This is a genomic window from Nocardia abscessus NBRC 100374 (assembly GCF_000308455.1).
Taxonomy (GTDB): domain Bacteria; phylum Actinomycetota; class Actinomycetes; order Mycobacteriales; family Mycobacteriaceae; genus Nocardia; species Nocardia abscessus.
In genome coordinates, this window is record NZ_BAFP01000089.1 from 1 (window position 1) to 19301 (window position 19301).

The window sequence follows — 19301 nt, forward strand, 5'->3', positions numbered from 1 at the left end:
CTCCGCCGGCTCCGCCATCGAATTGCACCAGAGCGATGACGATCTCGATCGCACCGCGGCCAATCTGGGCATCACGTTGTCCCGCAACGAATCCGCGGTGGTGGACGACCTGCCGGGCTGATCGGACTGCCGCGCAGTGATCAGCGCGCCGCGCACGCAAATGTCGCGATAATCCGTGCGCGGCGCGCTCTGCCGGTTCCACAGACCGGACACCGCCGACCCGTTTCCGCCACGGCAGAACTCACTGGTAGAGGTTTGCGGCGCGGTTTCCTATCCGGCGGTCTCGATCAGCGAGCCATCCGCGTTTACACCGGCCGACCTGGTGTTCGACTCGGGTCGCTCGCGGGAGCATCGACGTTTGGCGGGCTCGCCCGCGGGTAGCCGCTCCGAGACCGCAGAGGAATGCGCGGCGGAAATGGCTCCGCTTCCCCTGCGTCGTACGGCTCGTGCCCTCGGACGGCAGGGAACGGCACTTCTCATGCGCGTCAGGGTGCGATGCGGACCAGGAGAGCGAGAGGAGGCCACGTGCACTACATCGATGACACCAAACACCTACTGAGCGATCTCGTAGGGCGCGTACTCGAGTCGGCGAGCAGCTACTCGAGCAGTCAAACCTTGACCATCGCACGCCCACGCGCCGAGGTCGAGCGATTCTGGCGCGATCCGGAGAACCTGTCCGAGGTCCTGGGCGATGTCGCCGAGGTCCGTTCGAGCGGGCCGTCGAGCTACGAGTGGACGTTCCCCTCGGGCGCCGACGGACGCACGACCTGGACGACCACGCTGCGTGAGGAGGACGGGCATTTCCGGTTCGTCGGCTCGACGGACGACGACACCTCTTCCGCGCCGGGCCTGGAACTCGAACTCGGCTTCGCGGACGCGCCGCGCGACCTCGGTACCGAAGTGACGATGCGGGCGCGGACTCCGCTACCGGACCTGCTGACCGGCGCGGCGACCTTCACCGCCCTCTACCGGGCCCGAGCCCGGCTGCAGACCGGCGAGATACCCACCCTGGCCAACAACCCGAGCGCTCGCTCTTCCGCTCGGTGAACAGGAGGAGACATGCACGCGCTCTGCTGGAACGGCGTCGACGACCTCGCCGTGGAGACCGTCCCCGACCCGATCCTGGTCAATCCGCACGATGTCATCGTGCAGGTCCGCCTGACCACGACCTGCGGGTCCGACCTGCATTTCATCGACGGTTATCTGCCGGGAATGCGGGAAGGCGACGTCTTCGGACACGAGTTCATGGGTGAGGTGGTCGAAATCGGAGCCGAGGTCACCTCGACCAAGGTGGGCGACCGCGTCGTCGTCCCGTCTTTCATCGGGTGCGCATCGTGTTGGTACTGCGACCGCGAACTGTATTCCCTCTGCGACACCACCAATCCGAACAGCGCGCTGCAACAACCTCTTTTCGGCTACCCGACCGGTGGCATCTACGGCTACACCCACCCATTCGGCGGCTATCAGGGCTCGCACGCGCAATATATTCGCGTCCCCTTCGGCGACGTCAACTGCTTTCGGATACCGGAAGGCATCACCGACGAACAGGCCCTGTTCGTCTCCGATGCCGTCCCGACCGGGCTGATGGGCGCCGAATTCTGCGACATCCACCCCGGTGACACCGTCGCGGTGTGGGGCAGCGGCGGCGTCGGATTGATGGCGGGGCATTCCGCCCGGCTTCTCGGCGCCGACCGTGTCATCGTCATCGACCGTTATCCCGAGCGATTGGCCATGGCAAACGAGCGGTTCGGCGCCGAGACGATCGACTACACCGCCGTCGACAGCGTCCAGGAGGCCCTGCGTGAGAGCACCGGCGGCCGCGGCCCGGATGCCTGCATCGACGCTGTCGGAATGGAAGGGCATGGCACCGGACTGCAGCAGCTCTACGATCGCGCCAAACAGCTGCTCCGGCTCGAATCCGACCGAGCGACACCGCTGCGGGAAGCAATCCTCGCGTGCCGGAAAGGCGGCGTCGTCGCAGTGCTCGGCATCTACGGGTTGACCGACAAGTTCCCCATGGGCGTCGTGACCAACAAAGGACTCACTATTCGCACCGCCCAGCAATATGGCCAGCGGTACGTGCCCCGGATGTTCGATTACATCCAGCAAGGCGACCTCGACCCCTCGTACCTGATCACCCACGACATGCCGCTCGAGGACGCGGTGTACGGCTACGACATCTTCAAGAACAAAGAAGAAGGCTGCATCCGCTCGGTCTTCCGGCCCTGATGCCGGATTCCGCCGAGATGGCCCGCAATCGGTGGACGGGCCGCTTCACCCGGTCGTCGACCGGTAGGGTGGCGCGACGGATGCGCTGCTCGGCCCGGGTCCGGTAGACGATGGTGAACGGATTGAATGCGCTCTCGCGATCACCTTGCGCAACCCGTAGCCGTTGATGATGGGTATCCCGTAGCGGTGTTCGAACTCGGTTCGCAGTTCGGTCCCGGCCGGCGCCGCGCAGCATATGGCGAAGCGCACCGACGAAGTATCCGCCCGTATCCGGCGGGGCAGCTCGGACAGCGCCGCGTACAGGCTCGGGACCGCCGAATAGTAGGTGGGCCGGATTCGCTCGATCCGGTCCAAGAACGACTGCGCGCTGACGGGGCCTGCCACGGTGGCGCAACCCCCGGCGGCCAACGGTGACAGGGCGCCCACCAAGATGCCGCACAATTGCCGCATCGGCAGGGTGGACAAGCTGTGATCGGCATCGGTGAGCGCGAATACTTTGATCGCCAGCCCGCACATGGCCTCGAGGTTCCGGTGGTCGAGCATCGCCGAATCGCCGCCGCCGTAGGTGATCAGCGCCGGCGCTTCCCCGCTGGGCCGCACCGCTTCGATGATGTCTTGTTCCGCCTCGCCGGTCGCCGCGGTGGGCATGAGCACCCGGACCGTCGCGGCGGTCGCCGCAGGGCCCGCGGCGGCGATGAGGACCTCGGCATCAGCGTCGGCTATCTGATGGCTCGCTTCCGTGGGGGGCGCCGTCGGGTCGATGAGTGCGGGTGTGGCGCCCAGACGCCAGGTCGCGAACAGCGATACCACCAGGTCGACGGAGCCGGGCAGCATGATCGCGACGACGTCGCCGGTCGCGACACCCGCGCCGTTCAAAGACGCCGCGACGCGTCGCACAGCGGCCAGAAACCCACTGTTGTCCAGTTCGGTGCTGTCGTCGGCGAGGGCGGGTGCATTCGGGGCCGCTGCGGCGCGACGGTCCGGGAGAATCGAAAGCGTCATGCGATGTCCTCAACGACAGCGTAGGGAGCAACGGCGTAGGGCTTCGACGACAACGTTAGGAATCGCGGCGCGCCTCGGCACCGTCGTGCCGCGCTCAAATTCGTCGCGTGCTTTGTCGCCGGAAGACAATATCGTCCTCGCGGTCACGGCGAAGTCACTACGATCAGGTGGTGACGAGTTCTCGTCGCAACGGTGATATCGAGGTCGACCGTTGTGTCGCGACGATCGCCGCCCGCATGAACGAGCGGGTGACGCAGATCAGCGCGACCGTCCGCCGCGCACTCGAGGACGAGGTACCGGAGCTGCCCGCGGATGTCCACACCGTCGAACTGCTCGGCGCCAGCGTGCAAGGCAATATCGACACCTTGCTGCACGCGCTGCGCCACGATTTCCCGGCGACGCGCCTTTACCTGCCTTCGGCGGCCACCGAGTACGCGAGACGCTTGGCACAGCGCGGCGTCCCGCTCAATGTCCTGGTTCGCGCATATCACCTCGGCCAGCGGCGAGTAACCGAACTGGCTTTCGCCGAACTGCAGGCGACAGAAGTCGTGCCGGTGGACCCCTTTCTCGTCGGTCAGGTGATAACCACCAGACTGTTCCATTATCTGGACCGAATCATCCAGCAGGTCGTCACCGTCTACGAAGGCGAACGCGAGCAATGGCTGGAAACCCGCAACAGTGTCCGCGCGCTCCGTGTGCGCGAATTACTGGCGGGCAGGACCGTCGATATCGATGGCACTACCGAGCTGATCCGCTATCCACTGCGTTGGCACCACCTGGCGCTCATCGTCTGGTACCCCGATACCGGTGCCGACGATGACGAACTGGCCCAGCTGCAACAGTTCGTCCGTGCGGCGGCCGAGACCGCGGGAGCCGGCGCGAGCCCGCTGTTCGTCGCCGACGATCAGCTGAGCGGCTGGGCTTGGCTGCCGTACCGATCGGCGCACCCCGACGCCGTCGCCGACGTCCGTGGTTTCGCTGCCGCGCAACGGAGCGCCCCGCGGGTCGCGATCGGCACGATGGCTCCCGGGGTGTCCGGGTTTCGCCGGTCGCACCGCTCGGCCCAAGACGCCCGCTCGGTCGCACTGGCGCTGGGAGACGCCGAACAGCGCGTCATCGCGGCCGAAGATTCCGGATTGGCGGTGGCGGCCCTGCTCGGCAGGAGCATGCCGGAAGTCCGGGAATGGGTTGGCGAGGTGCTCGGCGCCCTGGCCACCGACAACGACAACGACGCACGGCTTCGCGAGACGCTTCAGGTATTCCTGCGAACCGGATCGAGTTACAAAGCAGCCGCCGCGGAACTCGATCTCCACGCCAACTCCGTCAAGTACCGCGTCGGGCGAGCGGTCTCGCGACGCGGCAGGCTCATCGCCGAAGACCGACTCGACGTCGAACTGGCCCTGCTCATCTGTCATTGGTACGGAGCATCGGTCCTGCGCCCGGAAACGGCGTGATCAGCTCTTGCCGAAACGCGGCTCGGTGCCAGCATCGAGCGCCCGGGGCTTGACGCGCTGGTGGAGGATGGGAAGATGCGGACTCGCTTCCACGAGAACCTCGATCAACTCGCTGATCGGTTACAAGCGATGTGCCTGCGTAACCGCGACGCCATCGCCACCGCCACGAACGCTCTGCTAGGCGCCGATCTGGAGTTGTCCGAACGGGCGATCGATACCTGCCACGAGATCGACGCGATGCGCGAGGACTGTGAGCACACGGCGGTGAGCCTGCTGGCCTTGGAGGCGCCCGTCGCCGGAGAGCTGCGGCGGGTGGTCACCGCGATCCAGCTCGTGGGCGATCTGGTCCGCATGGCCGCGCTGGCAGAGCACATCGCCAACGTCGCGCGCCGCCGCCATCCGGAGCACGCGGTGCCGGAAACGGTGCGCCCGATCGTGGCCGGCATGGGTGCGTCCGCCACCGACATGGCCACCAGCGCCGCCGAGGTGCTGGTCTCGGGCGACCCCCACGATGCCGCCCAGCTCGACGGCCAGGACGACACCATGGACCACCTGCATCAACAACTCCTGGCGGCGATACTCGCCGACGACTGGACCGGCGGAACCGCCGCCGCGGTCGACCTCACCCTGCTCGGTCGCTACTACGAGCGATTCGCCGACCACGCCGTCGAAGTCGGCCGACGCACCGTCTTCATGGCAACCGGTCACTCTCCCGACCACTGAGCATCGGTCGGCCCGGCCGTGCATGCGGGTGGATCACGGAATACCACCGCGGTACCGACGACCGGGGTGGCCGATCGCCGGTACCTGTCGCGTCAGGCGGGTGACACGACGGCCCGGCCGAAATGCCTGGCGTAGAACCGGGCCGAGGCTTCGGTCTCGAACCAAGGCACCTCGTGATGCCCGCCCGGATTGGCGTGCAGCGTCTTCTCCTTCGAGGCGAAGGCGTCGAACAACGCCAGACCGGACCGGCGGTCGATTTCCCCGTCGTCCCACGGAAGCAGGAACGTGACCGGGATGGTGATCCGTCTCGCCGCCTCGGTCAGGGCCTCCGACACCGGGACTCCACCGAAGACCGCGGCGGTGATCCGGGAATCGATCGCCGCCAACGGCAGCCCGATCGCGCTGCCCAACGTCATGCCGCCATAGCCGATCGGCGCTTCGCCGATCTCGGGCAGTGCCTGCAGTGCGTCCAGGGTCGCCTGCCATTCCGGCACGGCACGCTCGGCCAGCGAGGCGTTGTAGTCGGCGACGATCGGGCCGATCGGCTCCCCCGCCGCTCGCGCCCGCAGGAGGGCGGCGACCCACTGTTGGTCTTTCTCATTTCGCGGCCGGTCGCCGTGCCCGGGCGCATCGATGGCGGCCACGGTGAAACCGCAGGTGTTCACGTAGTGCTGGGCACGGGCCACGAGCCCCGGCGCTTTCTTGTGCAAGCCGCCACCGTGACCCAGCAGGATCAGGGGCGCACCGTCGGAGCCGGATGCGGGTGACCACAGCACGCCGGTGATCGCATCCAGAGTGAAGTCGCGTTCGATGACATCGTCGAACGACGTCTCTGCGGTGAAGTGCATTGGTGTTGCCTTTCGGGAATGCCTCGTCCAGGCGCTCCCGGCGACACCTACGTCAATCGCCCGACCGTGAACACGAAGGGAGCACCCACATGGATACAGCGTTCATGGGTCTCACCTCCTCGCGTGATGTCACGGTTCCCCGCACGCTATCAGCCCGAACATCGTCCCGCCCACCCATTTCCCCGCCGCCGTCGATGTTCCCGGCTCCACGTCCGAGTGAGGAGGTAGAACACCGTGTCAGTGGTCGTGACAGGGGCGTGACAGGTGGATGTCAGGGCGGGTGCCGATGGTGGTCGCATGAGAAATTCAGCGATCGCGGTTTCCGGGCTGCGGAAGGCATACGGGGACAGGATCGTGCTCGACGGCATCGATCTGGAAGTTCGCGCGGGCACGGTCTTTTCCCTGCTCGGCCCGAATGGGGCGGGTAAGACGACGACGGTGAACGTGCTGACCACGTTGGCGAAGGCAGACGGCGGGTCGGTACACGTGGCCGGCCATGACGTCGAGACCGAGGCCAAGGCGGTGCGTGCGGCGATCGGGGTCACCGGTCAGTTCGCGGCGGTGGACGAACTGCTGACGGGGCAGGAGAACCTGCAGCTGATGGTGGATCTGAACGGGGTACCGTCCAGCGACGGCAAGCGGACCGTCGCAGAGCTGCTGGAACGCTTCGATCTGCTGGAGGCGGCGCAGAAGCCCGCGTCGACCTACTCCGGCGGTATGCGCCGGAAGCTCGACCTGGCGATGACGCTCGTCGGCAACCCGCGGATCATCTTCCTGGATGAGCCGACGACGGGACTGGACCCGCGCAGCCGGCGCACGATGTGGACGATCATCCGCGATCTGGTGGCCGACGGGGTGACCATCTTCCTCACCACCCAGTACCTCGAGGAAGCCGATCAGCTCGCCGATCGGATCGCGGTACTCCACCAGGGCCGCCTGGTCGCTCAGGGCACCCCCGACGACCTCAAACGCCAGGTCCCCGGGACGCACGTCCGGCTCCGCTTCACCACCGTCTCCCAGCTCGGCGCGGCTGCGCGTCTGTTCACCGATGCCACCCAGGACGACGAAGCACTGACCCTGAAGGTGCCCAGCGATGGCGGGACGAAATCGCTTCGCGCGCTACTGGACAGGCTCGACGAGTACTCACTCGGCGCCGAAGAGTTCTCCGTGCACACACCCGACCTCGATGACGTTTTCCTCGCCCTGACGGGCCACACCACGGAGGCTGCGAAATGAGCACCGAATCCCATTCGATGGTGATGTTGCGCCGCAACTTCAAGCACATCGCCCGGAACCCGACCTCGGTGTTCAACGCGGTCCTCATGCCGATCATCGTCATGCTGATGTTCGTGTACATGTTCGGCGACGCTTTCGACGTCGGGGGCGACTACATCGACTACGCGACACCGGGACTGATCCTGCTGGCCGTCTGTTACGGGCTGGGGGCCACAGCGACATCGGTGAACTCCGACATGACGACGGGCATCATCAACCGGTTCAAGGTCATGGACGTCTCCCGTGGTGCGGTGTTGACCGGTCATGTCATCGCCACCGTACTGACCAATCTGGTCGCCATCGCGGCCCTCATCGGGGTGGCCTTCCTGCTGGGATTCAGCCCGGCGGCGAGCTTGCTCGATTGGCTCGGCGTGGCAGGCATCGTCGTGCTGCTCGGTTTCGCGACCGCCTGGCTCACGGTCGCCTTGGGATTGGCGGCGAAGTCTCCGGAAACGGCGGGTCTGGCGTCGGTGCCGCTGGTCATGCTGCCGTTCTTCAGCAGCGCGATCGTACCGGCGGAGAAGATGGGGCCGGGCCTGCGGCAGTTCGCGCAGTACCAGCCCTTCACGCCGATCATCGAAACCATACGCGGATTGCTCAACGGCGCACCGTCCTCCGGCGACGCGATCGCCGCCGTCGCCTGGTGCGCCGGGATCGCTCTCGTCGGGTACCTGTGGGCGGGTGCCACCTTCAAGAAGCGAGCGTGACCGCGACCAGCTGACTCCAGCTCGTCCGCGTCCCTTCCCGAGCCGCCTCGGCGAACCCCGCGTCGCCGAGGCGCTCGCGCGTGGCCTGCTCGATCCGCCCCGCATCCGGTTGGGAACGATCCGGCAGACCGCGCAGGCCGGCGCTCGCCGCGAGCAGCCGCGCGGCTTGCTCGTACTGTCGGTGACGCAGCGCCAGGTCCGCGATCCCGACGAGCACCTGGGCGATCAGGGGCGCATGCCCCGCCTCGGAGGCCGCCTCGAAGGCCGCGATGCGGTGTTCGCGGGCCTCGTCGAGATCCTCGGCGAGGTATCCGAGTTGGTCTCGTATCGCCGCGCGGACGTTCGCCCGCTCGGCGTCCTCGCCCAGGATGGTCTTCGCGACGTCGAGTTGCCGGTGCGCCTGCTCGGCATCGCCGCGCCAGCGCGCGAGTTCCGCCTTCGTCAGTTCCAGCTCGGCCAGTGCGTTCGGCCAGGCGACTCGCCGCGCGCACCGTTGCGCCTCGGCCATGGCGGCCACGCTCGACTCCGCATCGCCCGCCAGCCAGTACAACTGGGCCTGCCGCGACCGCATCGGCACGACGTCCTCGATGGCACCGACCTCGGTGACGACCGCGATCGCCTGTTCGTAGTGCTCGCAGGCACCGGCGAACTCGCCGCGCATGGCGATTCGGTTCGCCAGCTCGATCTGGGCGAACGAAATTCCCCACCGTTCGCCGAGCGCGCGAAACTCCGTCAGCGCCGTCTCGAGGCATGTGTCCGCATCCCGGCCGTCGTGACCGAGCTGAATCCGCGTCTTGCCGAGGTGCAGCCGGGCCAGCGCGCGTACCCAAGGGTCGTCGTCGTCCAGCAGTGATTCCCACGCGGGCAACAACGCGTCCGGGCCGTGCAGCAGGCGTTCCAGTGGGGCGATGAACCTCAGCACCGGGTGACGCTTCTGAACATGCCGGCTGATGTCGTAAGCCTTCTGGATCCACTCCTGCGCGTGGTACTCGTCACCCTGCCGTCCGGAGGCCACGAACTGTACGACGAACGCGTACACCATGGCCCGGATCTCGTCGGCTACCTCGCCCGGCAGGGCGGCGGCCGCCATGATCAGCTCGTTGCCCTCGGCCTTGTGACCGCCGAGCCACCAGTACCAGCCCGCGGCCGCGGCCAGGCGCATCGCCGCGTCTGCCTCGCGGGCCGCGAGCGCACCGCGCATCGCGGCAGCGATGTTGTCGTGCTCGGCCTCGAGCGTGGCGAGCCATTCCAGTTGCTCGGCGCGGCGAAGATGCGGGTCCGCGGTTTCGGCGAGTTCGGTGAAATGCGCGAGATGCGCACGGCGCGCCGGATCCGATTCACCCGCCTCCGCGAGACGCTGCTCGGCGTACTCCTTGATCGTGCCGAGCATCCGGTAGCGCGGCGCCCGCTCGCCCTCGGTGACCACCAGCGATTTCTCACTGAGCGCGGTCAGCAACTCGAGCACCTGATCCGTTTCGACCGCATCGCCCGCGCAGACCCGCTCGGCTGCTTCCAGGCTCGCCCCGCCCGAGAACACCGAGAGCCTGCGCAGGACCGTCCGTTCGGCGTCGGTCAGCAACTCCCAGCTCCAGTCGACCACCGCGCGCAGGGTCCGGTGCCGCGGCAGCGCGGTACGGCTGCCGCCGGTCAGGAGGCGGAACCGGTCGTCGAGACGGTGGGCGAGCTGATCGAGGGACATGGTGCGCAACCTGGCCGCGGCCAGTTCGATCGCCAGTGGCATCCCGTCCAGCGCCCGGCAGACGCGCGCCATCGTCGCCAACGCGGGGGTGTCGACCACGAGATCCTTGCGCACCGCGCCGGCCCGGTCCCGCAGCAGCTGGACAGCCGGTGAGGACTCGATCTCGCCGGGGACGGCGTCCCCCTTCGGCAAGGCCAGCGGCACAACCGGCCACAGTGCCTCGCCGGTGATGCCGAGGGGTTCCCGGCTCGTCGCGAGGATCCGCAGCCGTCGGCATTCTCCGAGCACTCGATGGGCGAAGGTCGCCGCGGACTCGATCACGTGCTCGCAGTTGTCCAGAATCAGCAGCATGGCGCGCTCGCGGATCGCGGCCACGACCCGATCCGTCGGCTCCGCGTCCGGCGCCTCGCCGAGCAGCGCATCGCGCAGTTTGAGCGCGGCGAGCGTCGCTTGCGCGACGTCACCGTCGGCGCCGATAGCCGCGAGTTCCACCATCCAGACTCCGTCCGGCAGGTCGCCGAGCAACGTGCGCCCGGTTTCCGTGGCCAGTCTGGTCTTTCCCGAGCCGCCCGGACCGATCAGGGTGGTGAGCCGATGTTCGGCGTTCAGTTCGCCGACCGCGGCGATATCGGCGTCCTTGCCGACGAAGCTGGTCAGCTCCGCACGCAAGTTGGTCTTCCGGTTCTCCTCCCGCCGTCCCAGCTCGCCGCGCAGCAGCGCGACGTGCAATGCGGACAGCTCTGGTGACGGGTCGACGCCCAGTTCGTCGGCCAGGGTCTCTCTCGTGCGCTCGTACACGAGCATCGCCTCGGTGTCGCGACCGGTCGCGACGAGGGCTCGCATCAGCGCGGCGACCAGCCGTTCCCGCACCGGATGCGCGGCCACCAGGTCGGTCAGTTCCGTCACCAGCTCCGCGCCGTGGCCGAGGCTGATCTCGGCATCGAACCGGTCCTCCATGGCGGTCAGGCGTAGCCCCTCGAGCCGGGTGACCGCCGCGTCGAACGCCGCACTGTCCTGCAGACCGATGTCCTGCATGGCCGCGCCACGCCACAGTGCGAGGGCCTCGCGCAGCAGCCGTACCCCCCGTGGATCCTCGTCATTGCGAGCCCGGGCGACGAGGCGTTCGAACCGAACGGCGTCGACAGCGTCGGGTTCCACCTTCAACCGGTAGCCGTCCGCCTGCCCCTCGACCACCCCTTCCGGCAGGGCCTTCCGCAGCCGCGAAACCAAGCGTTGCAAGGCATTCGCCGCATCGGAGGGAGGTTGTTCACCCCAGATCCAGTCGATGAGAGTCGCCTTCGGGACCGCGTGACCCGGTTCGAGCGCGAGGGCGGCCAACAGCCCGCGCAGCCGCGCGCCCGGCACGTCGGTGAAAACCCCGTCGTCCGCGCGAAGCTCGAATGGTCCAAGAATCCCGATCTGCACCCGGCTGATCTTGCCATGGGCCATGAGCAGGCTTTCGGCTGCTGACCGGGCGCAGAAGGTCGCCGAGGCGCCGGCCTGTGGGCTGGTACGAGCAGATCGTCGTGACGCGGGGCCGGCCATGGCCGCGCCGGGGTCGGTGTCAGAGCCGTGTCAGTCGTGTGTCAGGCCTGTCGGCGACTGTGGTCGAAACAACCGCCACGAAAGGCAATCCGATGACTCGAACGGTTCCCATTCCGCACGGCCTCCCCATGGAGCGCGATGCGGGCCCCTTCGACCCGCCCCGCGAAATCACCCGGCTGCGCGAGGCTCATCCGGTCAGTCCGATGGCCTTCCCCGATGGTCACGAGGGCTGGCTGGTCACCGGTTACGACGCGGTCCGTCGGCTCATGGCCGACACCCGGTTCAGCTCCCGCCAGGACATCGGCATTCTTCACGTGCCCTACGAGACCCCTGGCATGCCCGCCGCCACCGAACCGTCACCGCAGATCCCCGGCCTGTTCATCGCCATGGACCCGCCGGACCACACCCGGCTGCGGCGCAAGCTCACCGGCGCCTTCACCGTCCGACGCATGAAAATGCTCGAAGAGCACATCATCGAGATCACCGAGCGGCAACTGGACGAGATGGCGCGCCTGGCCCCGCCGGTCGACCTGGTCAAGGAGTTCGCGCTGCCGGTGCCGTCGCTGGTGATCTGCGAACTGCTCGGTGTCCCCTACGCGGACCGGGAGACCTTCCAGATCAACTCCGCCAAGTTCTTGGTCAAGGACCAGCCGCTCGATGAGAAGATGGCCGCGTACGGCGCGATGACCACGTACCTGGCCGGACTGGTCACGCGCAAGCGCGCAGAACCGGGCGACGACATACTGTCCGACCTGGCCCGCCATGACGACCTCACCATCGAGGAGCTGACCGGCGTGGCCTTCCTGCTGCTGCTCGCGGGCCACGAGACCACCGCGAACATGCTGGCGCTGGGCACCTTCGCGCTCCTGGAGCACCCCGAGCAGCTGGCCGAACTGCGCGCCGACCCGGATCTGCTGCCGGATGCCGTCGAGGAACTCATGCGCTACCTGTCGGTTGCCGACATCTTCTATCGCTACGCCACGGAGGACATCGAACTCGGCGGCGAAACAATCGGCAAGGGATCGACCGTCGTGGTCTCACTGCTGGCCGCCAACCACGACCCCCGGCGCTTCGACAACCCCGACACCCTGGACATCCACCGCAAGGCCCGCGGCCACCTGTCCTTCGGCCACGGCATCCACCAATGCCTCGGCCAGCAACTGGCCCGCATCGAAATGCGCGCAGGTTTCGCCGGACTGCTGCGTCGCTTCCCGACCCTCGAACTCGCCGTCCCCGCCGGTGAGGTGAAGCTCAGGACCGACATGAACATCTACGGCGTCCACGAACTGCCGGTCACCTGGACGGAAACGTCCCGGTGAAACCGTCGGCCGAGCGCGTCACCCATTCCCTATCCGTCGCTCATGAAAGGTGATAACGAAGTGCGAATCTCTGCGGATCGGGAGCGCTGTATCGGCGCGGGCATGTGCGCCCTTCTCGCGCCGGAGATCTTCGATCAGGACGAGGACGACGGCAGGGTGCGGTTGCTCGACCCACGACCGCAGCGCGGTCACTCGGCAGTGCGGGAGGCCTTGGATGCGTGCCCGTCCGGGGCACTCGAAATCGTTGAGTCCCAGGGGTAGGTCGCGGGGCATGACGTCGTCGTAATTGTGTTGGCTCGGTGTGCGTGGGTTGTTACGGTGTCGGCGTGAGTTCTCCGGAGGCGTCCAGACGGTAGCCGCCCGGCCTGTGCGCCGGGCGGCGTTGTGAGCGTGGTTCCCGCTGCTCGCCGAGCGGCTGGTGATGCTCGATATCTCGCAACGCCGGACGATGTCGATTTCTTGCTGTCGGGTGATGGATCGCCCGATTCCGCAACCAACTCGGGCGCCGTGCCGTGACCGTGGCGCCCTGTCTCCGGGAAGTTGTCTTCTTATGCCCGTTGTGGTGTTCGTGCTGGCTGTCGCTGTCTTCGCGCAGGGCACGTCCGAATTCATGGTGTCGGGATTGCTGGAGCAGATCGCGGCCGATTTCGGACTCTCGCTCGGTACTGCTGGTTTGCTGACCTCGTTGTTCGCGGTCGGCATGGTGTTCGGTGCGCCAGTGCTGGCGGTGGCGGCGGGCCGGCTGCCGGTCAGGTATTCGGTCGCGGCGTTCTTGGCGTTGTTCTGTGCCGCTCATGTCATCGGTGCTGTCGCCACCGGATTCGCGCTCTTGCTGGTGACTCGGGTCGTCGCGGCGGTCGCCAACGCCGGGTTCTTGGCGATCGCGCTGGCCGCGCTGCCGCGATTGGTCAGCTCGGCCGCGATCGGACGCGCGACCTCCGTGGTGGTGTCCGGGGTTACGGTGGCCTGCATTGCCGGTGTTCCCGCAGGCACACTGCTGGGGCAGCTCTGGGGATGGCGTTCCGCGTTCTGGGCGGTGGCCGTCGTCAGCATCGCAGCGCTCATACCGGTGTGGGTGATGGTCGGCCGCGACGTGAGCGAGGGTGATCGGCCCGGCGAGCGGCAACTGTCGATGCGAAGCGAATGGGCAGTAGTGGGCCAGCGGCCGGTCCTGGTCGCCGTTGTGGCCGGGATCCTCGTCAATGCCGCGACATTCGCCGGGTTCACCTACCTCGGCACGATCACTGCCGGCGTCCCGGGGGCGGGCACGCGGTGGGTTCCGCTGGCGCTGGCCCTGTTCGGTGTCGGCTCATTCGCCGGGTCGACGCTCACCGGCCGCTACAGCGACCGTCACCGCCGACGGATCATCACCGCCGGAACGGCGGTACTCGTCGGAGTGTGGTTGCTGGCAGCTGTGACCACGCACACGCTGATCGGGGTGCTGATCATGGCGGCGGTGACGGGTGCGGTCGCGTTCGGCGTCGGGTCGACCCTGATCGCGACGGTCGTGCAGACCGCCGCACCAACGGCACCACGTATCGCCGGCGCTGTGGCGACTACCGCCTTCAATATCGGTGCCGTGCTCGGTCCCGCCGTCGCCGGTCTCGTCGTGGACCGCACCGGTCATCCCGCCACGGCGCTGTGGTGCGGCACCGCCTTCACGACCGCTGCGGTGGGTGTCGTTCTGGTGGGGCACCGTCAGCGCACCACGAGCCCGGTCGAGCAGGTGCGCGCGTCCGACCTGGGATAGCGGAGCCGATCGGCGCCATCCGAATCACACCGGGACACCGCCGTAGGTCCGCCGGTATCTCGCTTGGAGGAACGACAGGACGCCGAAGGCCATCAGGCCGAGAGATACCACGATGAGCAGCCAAGGCCCCAAGGCGCTGTCGGCGAAGTCGTGCAGTACGGCGTCGACCCCCTTGGCATTCGCCGGCTCGTAGTCAGCGGCCGCCACCACTGTGGCGAGTCCGATGCCCACGACGATCACGCCCCGTGCCAGATAACCGAACCGGCCCAACCAGATCACGCTGTCGCGCGACGCCTGGGTCATCCAGCCCATCCGCAGGTCATCGACGAAGGCGAGACGAAGCCCGCGCAGGGTTATCAGCACGCCCAGGGCAAGAACGGCCAGGCCGATCAGGAGAACCACCACCTGTCCCCCGTCCCAGCCGAGTATGCGGGCCGTCACGTCGCGTGCGACGGCGTCGCTGGGCTGCGGCGACCGGCCGTCGACGACGAACCGAAGGACCACGAAGAACGCTACGGCGTAGAAGAGCCCGAGAGCTGAGGCGCGCAGCCGAAGTCCGTTCGGACTTCCCGCGGGCACGGTAGCGGCCTGCGCCAGCCGCCAAGCCGCCAAGGCGGCGAATCCGAGGGCCAGGATCCACAGCAGTAGATAACCCAGCGGCTCACCGGCGAGCGCGGCGAGCGCCCCGCCCGCGTTCGGCTCGTGCTGCGCGGTGCCGACAGCCAGCATGAACGCGAGAATGCCGATCACGATGTAGGCGATACCGCGTGCGATGAAGCCGAATCGCGCTGCCCCGGCGAGCCCCCCGGACCCCGCAGACCTGCGCGACACCCGACTGTCACGCCGACGCCACCGGCCGCCGTACCGGCTCCGCCACCGACTGCCGTAGCCCCCGCGCCACCGGCGGCGTCCTACTCCGCCGGTACGGCGCCATCGATACCTAGGAGCACTTCGAAACAAGCTCATGATTCTCACCTCTCATGAACCCGTATTGCCCACTTCGGGTGGAATAACCGCGACGAGGTCGTCAATGGGCCTGCGCCGACTTCACCGGACCGGCACCGCGACCGTGCGAATCCGGCTGCCGCGCCTACGAATCCGCGCCGCCGCAGTGATCGTGGCCCCACCTCGATGTTTGCGTCGGCGGCGCGACTTGCGGTCGGTAAGATGAGCGTCGCTCACTTTGAATGATCAGCGGGAGGGCGCGATGCCGCCGAAGGTTGTCGGTCAGCGCCGTCGTCCTACGCAGGAGCGTGCCAAGGCGACCAGGGAGCACATTCTGGATACGGCGGCGCGGTTGTTCGGGGAGCGCGGTATCGCCGATACCTCGACCAACCGGATCGCGGTGGAGGCCGGGGTCAGCATCGGCACGGTCTACCGGTACTTCGCTGATCGCGCTGTCCTGGTCGAGGAGTTGCTCGAGCGGTTGCTCGAGAACATCGAGCGGCGCTTCACGCAGCAGGTTTTCCATTTGTCGGAGAAATCCGTCCAGCAGATCGTCATCGACATCCTGCAGGTGATCACCGCGGAACTGGTCGCGAACGCGCAATTGGTCCGTGCGCTGGTCGGCGGAGTGCAGTTCTACAGCAGTGGCATCCCCGAGTTCGAGCCGCGGCTGCGCCTGCTGGTCAAGGTGATGTTGATCCAGATCCTCGGCCCGGGCGACGATCACGAGTACGACGTGATGACGTTCGTCATGATCAATACCGGCTTCGCGGCGGTCCTGCGCGCGTCGGCTCTGGATGTGGACAGCCGTGCCCGCGCGGAGGCGATCGATATGACCGGACGGATGATCGGCGCCTGGATCGAGGCCGAAGCCAAGGCCACCGCCGTCTGAGAGATGCGTGCTCAAAAGTGAGCACCTCCCCAGGTTTCGGTGCCGAATCACTCCTCGGGCCCGACTGTGCGTGCCCTATTCCTCCTGTTCGGCAGCTTATTTCGAGGGCATCCGCCACCTGCCGAAAGCGGAGTAGTAGTTGATCGTGAGCTCGGATTACCGTTGATGACGGAGTGAACAACCGGTAACGCCGAGGCGCCGCGTAGTTGCTCCACCCCGGAAGGGTTGAGCTTGGACGTGGCCGCGGCTGCGCGGTGACGAGGAGGTCACAGGTGATGATCGAAGGCATCGTTCGTCCTGCTGTCGATCCGAAGGGGCAGCCGATCATCCGGCCTCTGCCCGAGGTGCGCCGGCTGGCGCGCGAGGTGGTCGCGCACATCGTCGATTCGGCGGCGCCCTGCCGGACACTGCCGCGTGGTGCGGTCGGCACCGACGTCGCCGAGGTGGTCCGAGCGTGCCTGCAGTGGGCGATCCAGCGATTGGACGGGCAGGCCGTGCCGGACCGCATCGACTGTTTGCAGGCCGCGGCAGCGGGGTGGGCCCGCGAGGGGATCCCGATCGACACCGTCCTGCACGCCGTTCACGCCGGGTTCAAATTCGGGCTGGACCTGCTGTGCGGTGACCGAGGATCCCGGCATCGCGTCGACATAGCAACCGGCGCCGCCACGGTAGTGGAGCTGTCGAATCTGCTGACAGCGACCGTCGGCAAAGCCTACGTCCGCGAATACAAGGCCATCGCTGCCGAACACCACACCGCGGTGCACACCCTGACCTCGGCACTGCTGGGCGGGCACGCGACATCCGCGATGGCCCGCGAATGCGGAATACCCCTCGCCGAGGAATATTTCGTGCTCGCTCTCGCCGTGCCCGCACATCCCGACGAAAGCCGACCCGGGCTCGACAGCCAGGTCGTCGCGCGGCGCAAGCTCCGCCGCCTCCAGGCCGCCCTCGCGGTCCTGTTCGATGACCGAGCGCTGTCACTGCTGTCGGTCGACGGGGGAACCATCCTCATTCCCCGCACGCGTCCCGCTGCCCCCGGCCTCGATGAGGTCGTTGAAACACTGTGCGCCGCAGCGCAAGTGCCGGTGACCGCCACCGTCGTGTCGGCAGCTCCCGACGAAGTCTCCACCGCGGCGGTTCAAGCCCACGAACTGCTGGACACCGTGCAACAGCTGGGGCGCGGACCGGGGCTGTACCGATTCACCGAGCTGGCGCTGCACTATCAACTGACCCGCCCAGGAGCCGGGCGAGACCGGCTCCGCACCCACCTGGCCCCGCTGATGGACCATCCGGACCTGTTGGAAACACTGCGAACTCATCTCGACACGGGCATGCACCGCCTGCGCACAGCCCGGCGACTGCAGGTCCATCCGAACACCGTCGATTACCGATTGCGGCGAATCGCGCAGCTCACCAGCCTCGACCCCGCCGACGGTAGAGGAGTCTGGTACCTGCGCTCCGCGCTCATCGCCTCATCCGCTCACGGCGACCCGAGCGAGATACCGGCCGGCACCCGCCGCCCGGCCTGACCTGTAGGCCGTCTGGCTAGAAGTGGCCGCCTCGGCGGCTCGGCCGCGGGACAGGCCGTCCGCGGTGTCGGGACCCGGTTGTCGATGTTCGGCAGAACCGAAGAAGCCCGGCGGATTCTCGCCGAGCGCTCCACGCTGCAGACGGCACAGCAGCTGGTCACGGTACTCGGCGGTATGAAGGGCGCGTCGATGCGGCGGCAAGATTCAGCGCGGCCACCTCGCCGAGTCCACCCTGCCCGATGAACCGGGCGCGCACGCGCGAACTCGCCGCTACCGAGCCGGGCGCAAATAACGAGCGAATCTCCTTGCGGCAAAGGAGAATTCGTCGTCGCAGCGCCGCGTGTTTACTCCGATATTACTCAGGATTCATGGTGTCGATACGGATTTCTCGCTACTGTTGACGGAGCCTACAAAGCGGTGGGAATCGAGAATCTCACATCGGCCGGGGGAAAACAGTCGCCCGTAGGGGAGTTCCCAGTGAAGTATCCAGTTTGCGCTCGCGTGCTCGGTCCATTGACGCTTGCTATCAATAATTACAACGCGACACCGACTGCCCAGAAGCAGCGGCAGTTGCTGGCATTACTCTTGGTCCGGCACGACACCGTTGTACCGGTGACGACCTTGATCGAAGAATTGTGGAACGACGATCCGCCGCGCAGCGCGGTGACAGTCGTGCAGACCTATGTCCTCGGAATCCGTAAGAAGATGGCTGCGCAGCTCGGGGTGGGGCAGGCAGAGGTGGCCGAACGTTTTCTCCGCACGCGCAGTAAGGGCTATTCCTTCGACGTCAAGGACTGCGTGTTCGATCTGCGCGACTATCAATCCATGTCCGAAGCCGCCCGATGCGCCGCCAAGACCGGCGACGACCAGCGGGCGGTGGATCTGTTCAGCGCGGCGGAGGCGCTGTGGAGCGGTCCGGCGCTGGTGGATGTGGAGGGCGGTATCCCGCTCGCCGCCGAGATATCGCATCTGGACCATCTGCGGCTGACCAACATCGAGCTGCGCGTCGAGGCGGAGTTGCGGCTGGGCAGGTATCGCGAGGTGTGTCCGGATCTGGCGCGGCTGGCCATGCAGCACCCGCTACACGAGCGGCTCCAGGCGTACTACATGTTCGCCCTGTGCCGCTCGGGGCAGCGTGCCCGCGCCTTGGCCGCCTATCAGCAGTTCAGCAGGTTCATGCAGGGTGAGCTGGGGCTGGATCCGTGCCAGAAGCTGCAGAAACTGCACCGGGACATCCTGGCTGCCTCCGACGTCTCGGTGAGCGCGATGCTCAACAGCCGTCACGCCGGTTATCTGATCGGGTGGCACTCCCCCGAGTTCCGCACCGCCGCCGCCGAGCCCGCCTGACGCCGTCGCCGGGCGCGGAAGTCGGCCGCGGGCCGAG

General features: G+C 67.3%; 17 protein-coding genes and 1 pseudogene. 14 read left to right on the forward strand and 4 right to left on the reverse strand.

Features of this window, described 5'->3' with window-relative positions; translation table 11 throughout:
- From ON19_RS44980 to ON19_RS17200, 3 genes are all read left to right on the forward strand, one after another.
- A partial coding sequence (locus ON19_RS44980; protein WP_438803644.1) for a hypothetical protein occupies positions 1-121 on the forward strand: 121 nt, incomplete at its 5' end.
- Positions 122-525: 404 nt separating this feature from the next.
- Positions 526-1047: an SRPBCC family protein gene (locus tag ON19_RS17195; RefSeq protein WP_043693265.1), complete on the forward strand. Its 522-nt coding sequence runs from the start codon at positions 526-528 to the stop codon at positions 1045-1047.
- A 12-nt stretch (positions 1048-1059) separates the two neighbouring features.
- A complete protein-coding gene (locus ON19_RS17200; RefSeq protein ID WP_043693267.1) occupies positions 1060-2229 on the forward strand; it encodes a zinc-dependent alcohol dehydrogenase in 1170 nt (389 codons plus the stop codon).
- A gap of 45 nt (positions 2230-2274) precedes the next feature.
- On the opposite strand, the gene ON19_RS17205 is transcribed toward ON19_RS17200, so the two are convergent.
- On the reverse strand, positions 2275-3231 hold the full coding sequence (locus tag ON19_RS17205; protein ID WP_051168995.1) for a class I adenylate-forming enzyme family protein: 957 nt from the start codon (positions 3229-3231) through the stop codon (positions 2275-2277).
- A gap of 170 nt (positions 3232-3401) precedes the next feature.
- Between ON19_RS17205 and ON19_RS17210 the strand changes: the two genes are divergently transcribed.
- Positions 3402-4685, forward strand: a complete 1284-nt coding sequence (locus ON19_RS17210) for a PucR family transcriptional regulator (RefSeq protein ID WP_043693451.1) — start codon at positions 3402-3404, stop codon at positions 4683-4685.
- Positions 4686-4760: 75 nt separating this feature from the next.
- A complete protein-coding gene (gene phoU, locus ON19_RS17215) occupies positions 4761-5408 on the forward strand; it encodes a phosphate signaling complex protein PhoU (protein WP_043693455.1) in 648 nt (215 codons plus the stop codon).
- A gap of 92 nt (positions 5409-5500) precedes the next feature.
- Here the strand turns inward: phoU and ON19_RS17220 are convergent, their stop codons facing one another.
- Positions 5501-6256, reverse strand: coding sequence for a dienelactone hydrolase family protein (locus ON19_RS17220; RefSeq protein WP_043693270.1), 756 nt, complete (start codon positions 6254-6256; stop codon positions 5501-5503).
- Positions 6257-6553: 297 nt separating this feature from the next.
- On the opposite strand from ON19_RS17220, the gene ON19_RS17225 reads away from it, so the two are divergent.
- Entirely contained in the window at positions 6554-7492 is a 939-nt protein-coding gene (locus ON19_RS17225) for a daunorubicin resistance protein DrrA family ABC transporter ATP-binding protein (protein ID WP_043693272.1), read from the forward strand.
- Entirely contained in the window at positions 7489-8238 is a 750-nt protein-coding gene (locus tag ON19_RS17230) for an ABC transporter permease (protein ID WP_043693275.1), read from the forward strand. The genes ON19_RS17225 and ON19_RS17230 overlap by 4 nt, the downstream gene beginning before the upstream one ends.
- Here the strand turns inward: ON19_RS17230 and ON19_RS17235 are convergent.
- A complete protein-coding gene (locus tag ON19_RS17235) occupies positions 8222-11386 on the reverse strand; it encodes an ATP-binding protein (RefSeq protein ID WP_218006444.1) in 3165 nt (1054 codons plus the stop codon). The two genes, ON19_RS17230 and ON19_RS17235, sit on opposite strands and share 17 nt — an antisense overlap.
- Before the next feature lie 188 nt (positions 11387-11574).
- On the opposite strand from ON19_RS17235, the gene ON19_RS17240 reads away from it, so the two are divergent.
- The 3 genes from ON19_RS17240 to ON19_RS17250 all read left to right on the forward strand — a co-directional run bounded on the left by ON19_RS17240 (position 11575) and on the right by ON19_RS17250 (position 14551).
- Positions 11575-12801 (forward strand): cytochrome P450, encoded by a 1227-nt coding sequence (locus ON19_RS17240; protein ID WP_043693277.1) that lies wholly within the window; start codon positions 11575-11577, stop codon positions 12799-12801.
- Between the two features lie 60 nt (positions 12802-12861).
- Entirely contained in the window at positions 12862-13062 is a 201-nt protein-coding gene (locus ON19_RS17245; protein WP_043693280.1) for a ferredoxin, read from the forward strand.
- 289 nt (positions 13063-13351) lie between these two features.
- Complete coding sequence (locus tag ON19_RS17250; RefSeq protein ID WP_043693283.1) at positions 13352-14551, forward strand: Cmx/CmrA family chloramphenicol efflux MFS transporter; 1200 nt, start codon at positions 13352-13354, stop codon at positions 14549-14551.
- Positions 14552-14575: 24 nt separating this feature from the next.
- On the opposite strand, the gene ON19_RS17255 is transcribed toward ON19_RS17250, so the two are convergent.
- Positions 14576-15382 carry a DUF1206 domain-containing protein gene (locus ON19_RS17255; RefSeq protein WP_063709453.1) on the reverse strand — a complete coding sequence of 269 codons (807 nt, stop codon included), beginning with the start codon at positions 15380-15382 and terminating at the stop codon, positions 14576-14578.
- A 376-nt stretch (positions 15383-15758) separates the two neighbouring features.
- On the opposite strand from ON19_RS17255, the gene ON19_RS17260 reads away from it, so the two are divergent.
- The 4 genes and pseudogenes from ON19_RS17260 to ON19_RS17270 all read left to right on the forward strand — a co-directional run bounded on the left by ON19_RS17260 (position 15759) and on the right by ON19_RS17270 (position 19264).
- Positions 15759-16388, forward strand: a complete 630-nt coding sequence (locus ON19_RS17260) for a TetR family transcriptional regulator (RefSeq protein ID WP_043693286.1) — start codon at positions 15759-15761, stop codon at positions 16386-16388.
- A gap of 275 nt (positions 16389-16663) precedes the next feature.
- On the forward strand, positions 16664-17917 hold the full coding sequence (locus tag ON19_RS17265) for a PucR family transcriptional regulator (RefSeq protein WP_043693290.1): 1254 nt from the start codon (positions 16664-16666) through the stop codon (positions 17915-17917).
- A 12-nt stretch (positions 17918-17929) separates the two neighbouring features.
- Positions 17930-18112: pseudogene (locus tag ON19_RS43830) on the forward strand (AarF/ABC1/UbiB kinase family protein); the annotation flags it as partial.
- Positions 18113-18418: 306 nt separating this feature from the next.
- The gene (locus ON19_RS17270; RefSeq protein WP_227954998.1) at positions 18419-19264 is read left to right on the forward strand and encodes an AfsR/SARP family transcriptional regulator; all 846 of its coding nucleotides are present in this window, start codon (positions 18419-18421) and stop codon (positions 19262-19264) included.
- Positions 19265-19301: the final 37 nt, after the last annotated feature.

Bases quoted from the DNA above. Each gene is read 5' to 3' on its own strand.
- ON19_RS17250 (WP_043693283.1), top strand. From the start codon at position 13,352: ATGCCCGTTGTGGTGTTCGTGCTGGCTGTCGCTGTCTTCGCGCAGGGC.
- ON19_RS17200 (WP_043693267.1), top strand. From the start codon at position 1,060: ATGCACGCGCTCTGCTGGAACGGCGTCGACGACCTCGCCGTGGAGACC.
- ON19_RS17225 (WP_043693272.1), top strand. From the start codon at position 6,554: ATGAGAAATTCAGCGATCGCGGTTTCCGGGCTGCGGAAGGCATACGGG.
- ON19_RS17220 (WP_043693270.1), bottom strand. From the start codon at position 6,256: ATGCACTTCACCGCAGAGACGTCGTTCGACGATGTCATCGAACGCGAC.
- ON19_RS17230 (WP_043693275.1), top strand. From the start codon at position 7,489: ATGAGCACCGAATCCCATTCGATGGTGATGTTGCGCCGCAACTTCAAG.
- ON19_RS17235 (WP_218006444.1), bottom strand. From the start codon at position 11,386: ATGGCCCATGGCAAGATCAGCCGGGTGCAGATCGGGATTCTTGGACCA.
- ON19_RS17260 (WP_043693286.1), top strand. From the start codon at position 15,759: ATGCCGCCGAAGGTTGTCGGTCAGCGCCGTCGTCCTACGCAGGAGCGT.
- phoU (WP_043693455.1), top strand. From the start codon at position 4,761: ATGCGGACTCGCTTCCACGAGAACCTCGATCAACTCGCTGATCGGTTA.
- ON19_RS17240 (WP_043693277.1), top strand. From the start codon at position 11,575: ATGACTCGAACGGTTCCCATTCCGCACGGCCTCCCCATGGAGCGCGAT.
- ON19_RS17265 (WP_043693290.1), top strand. From the start codon at position 16,664: ATGATCGAAGGCATCGTTCGTCCTGCTGTCGATCCGAAGGGGCAGCCG.
- ON19_RS17205 (WP_051168995.1), bottom strand. From the start codon at position 3,231: ATGACGCTTTCGATTCTCCCGGACCGTCGCGCCGCAGCGGCCCCGAAT.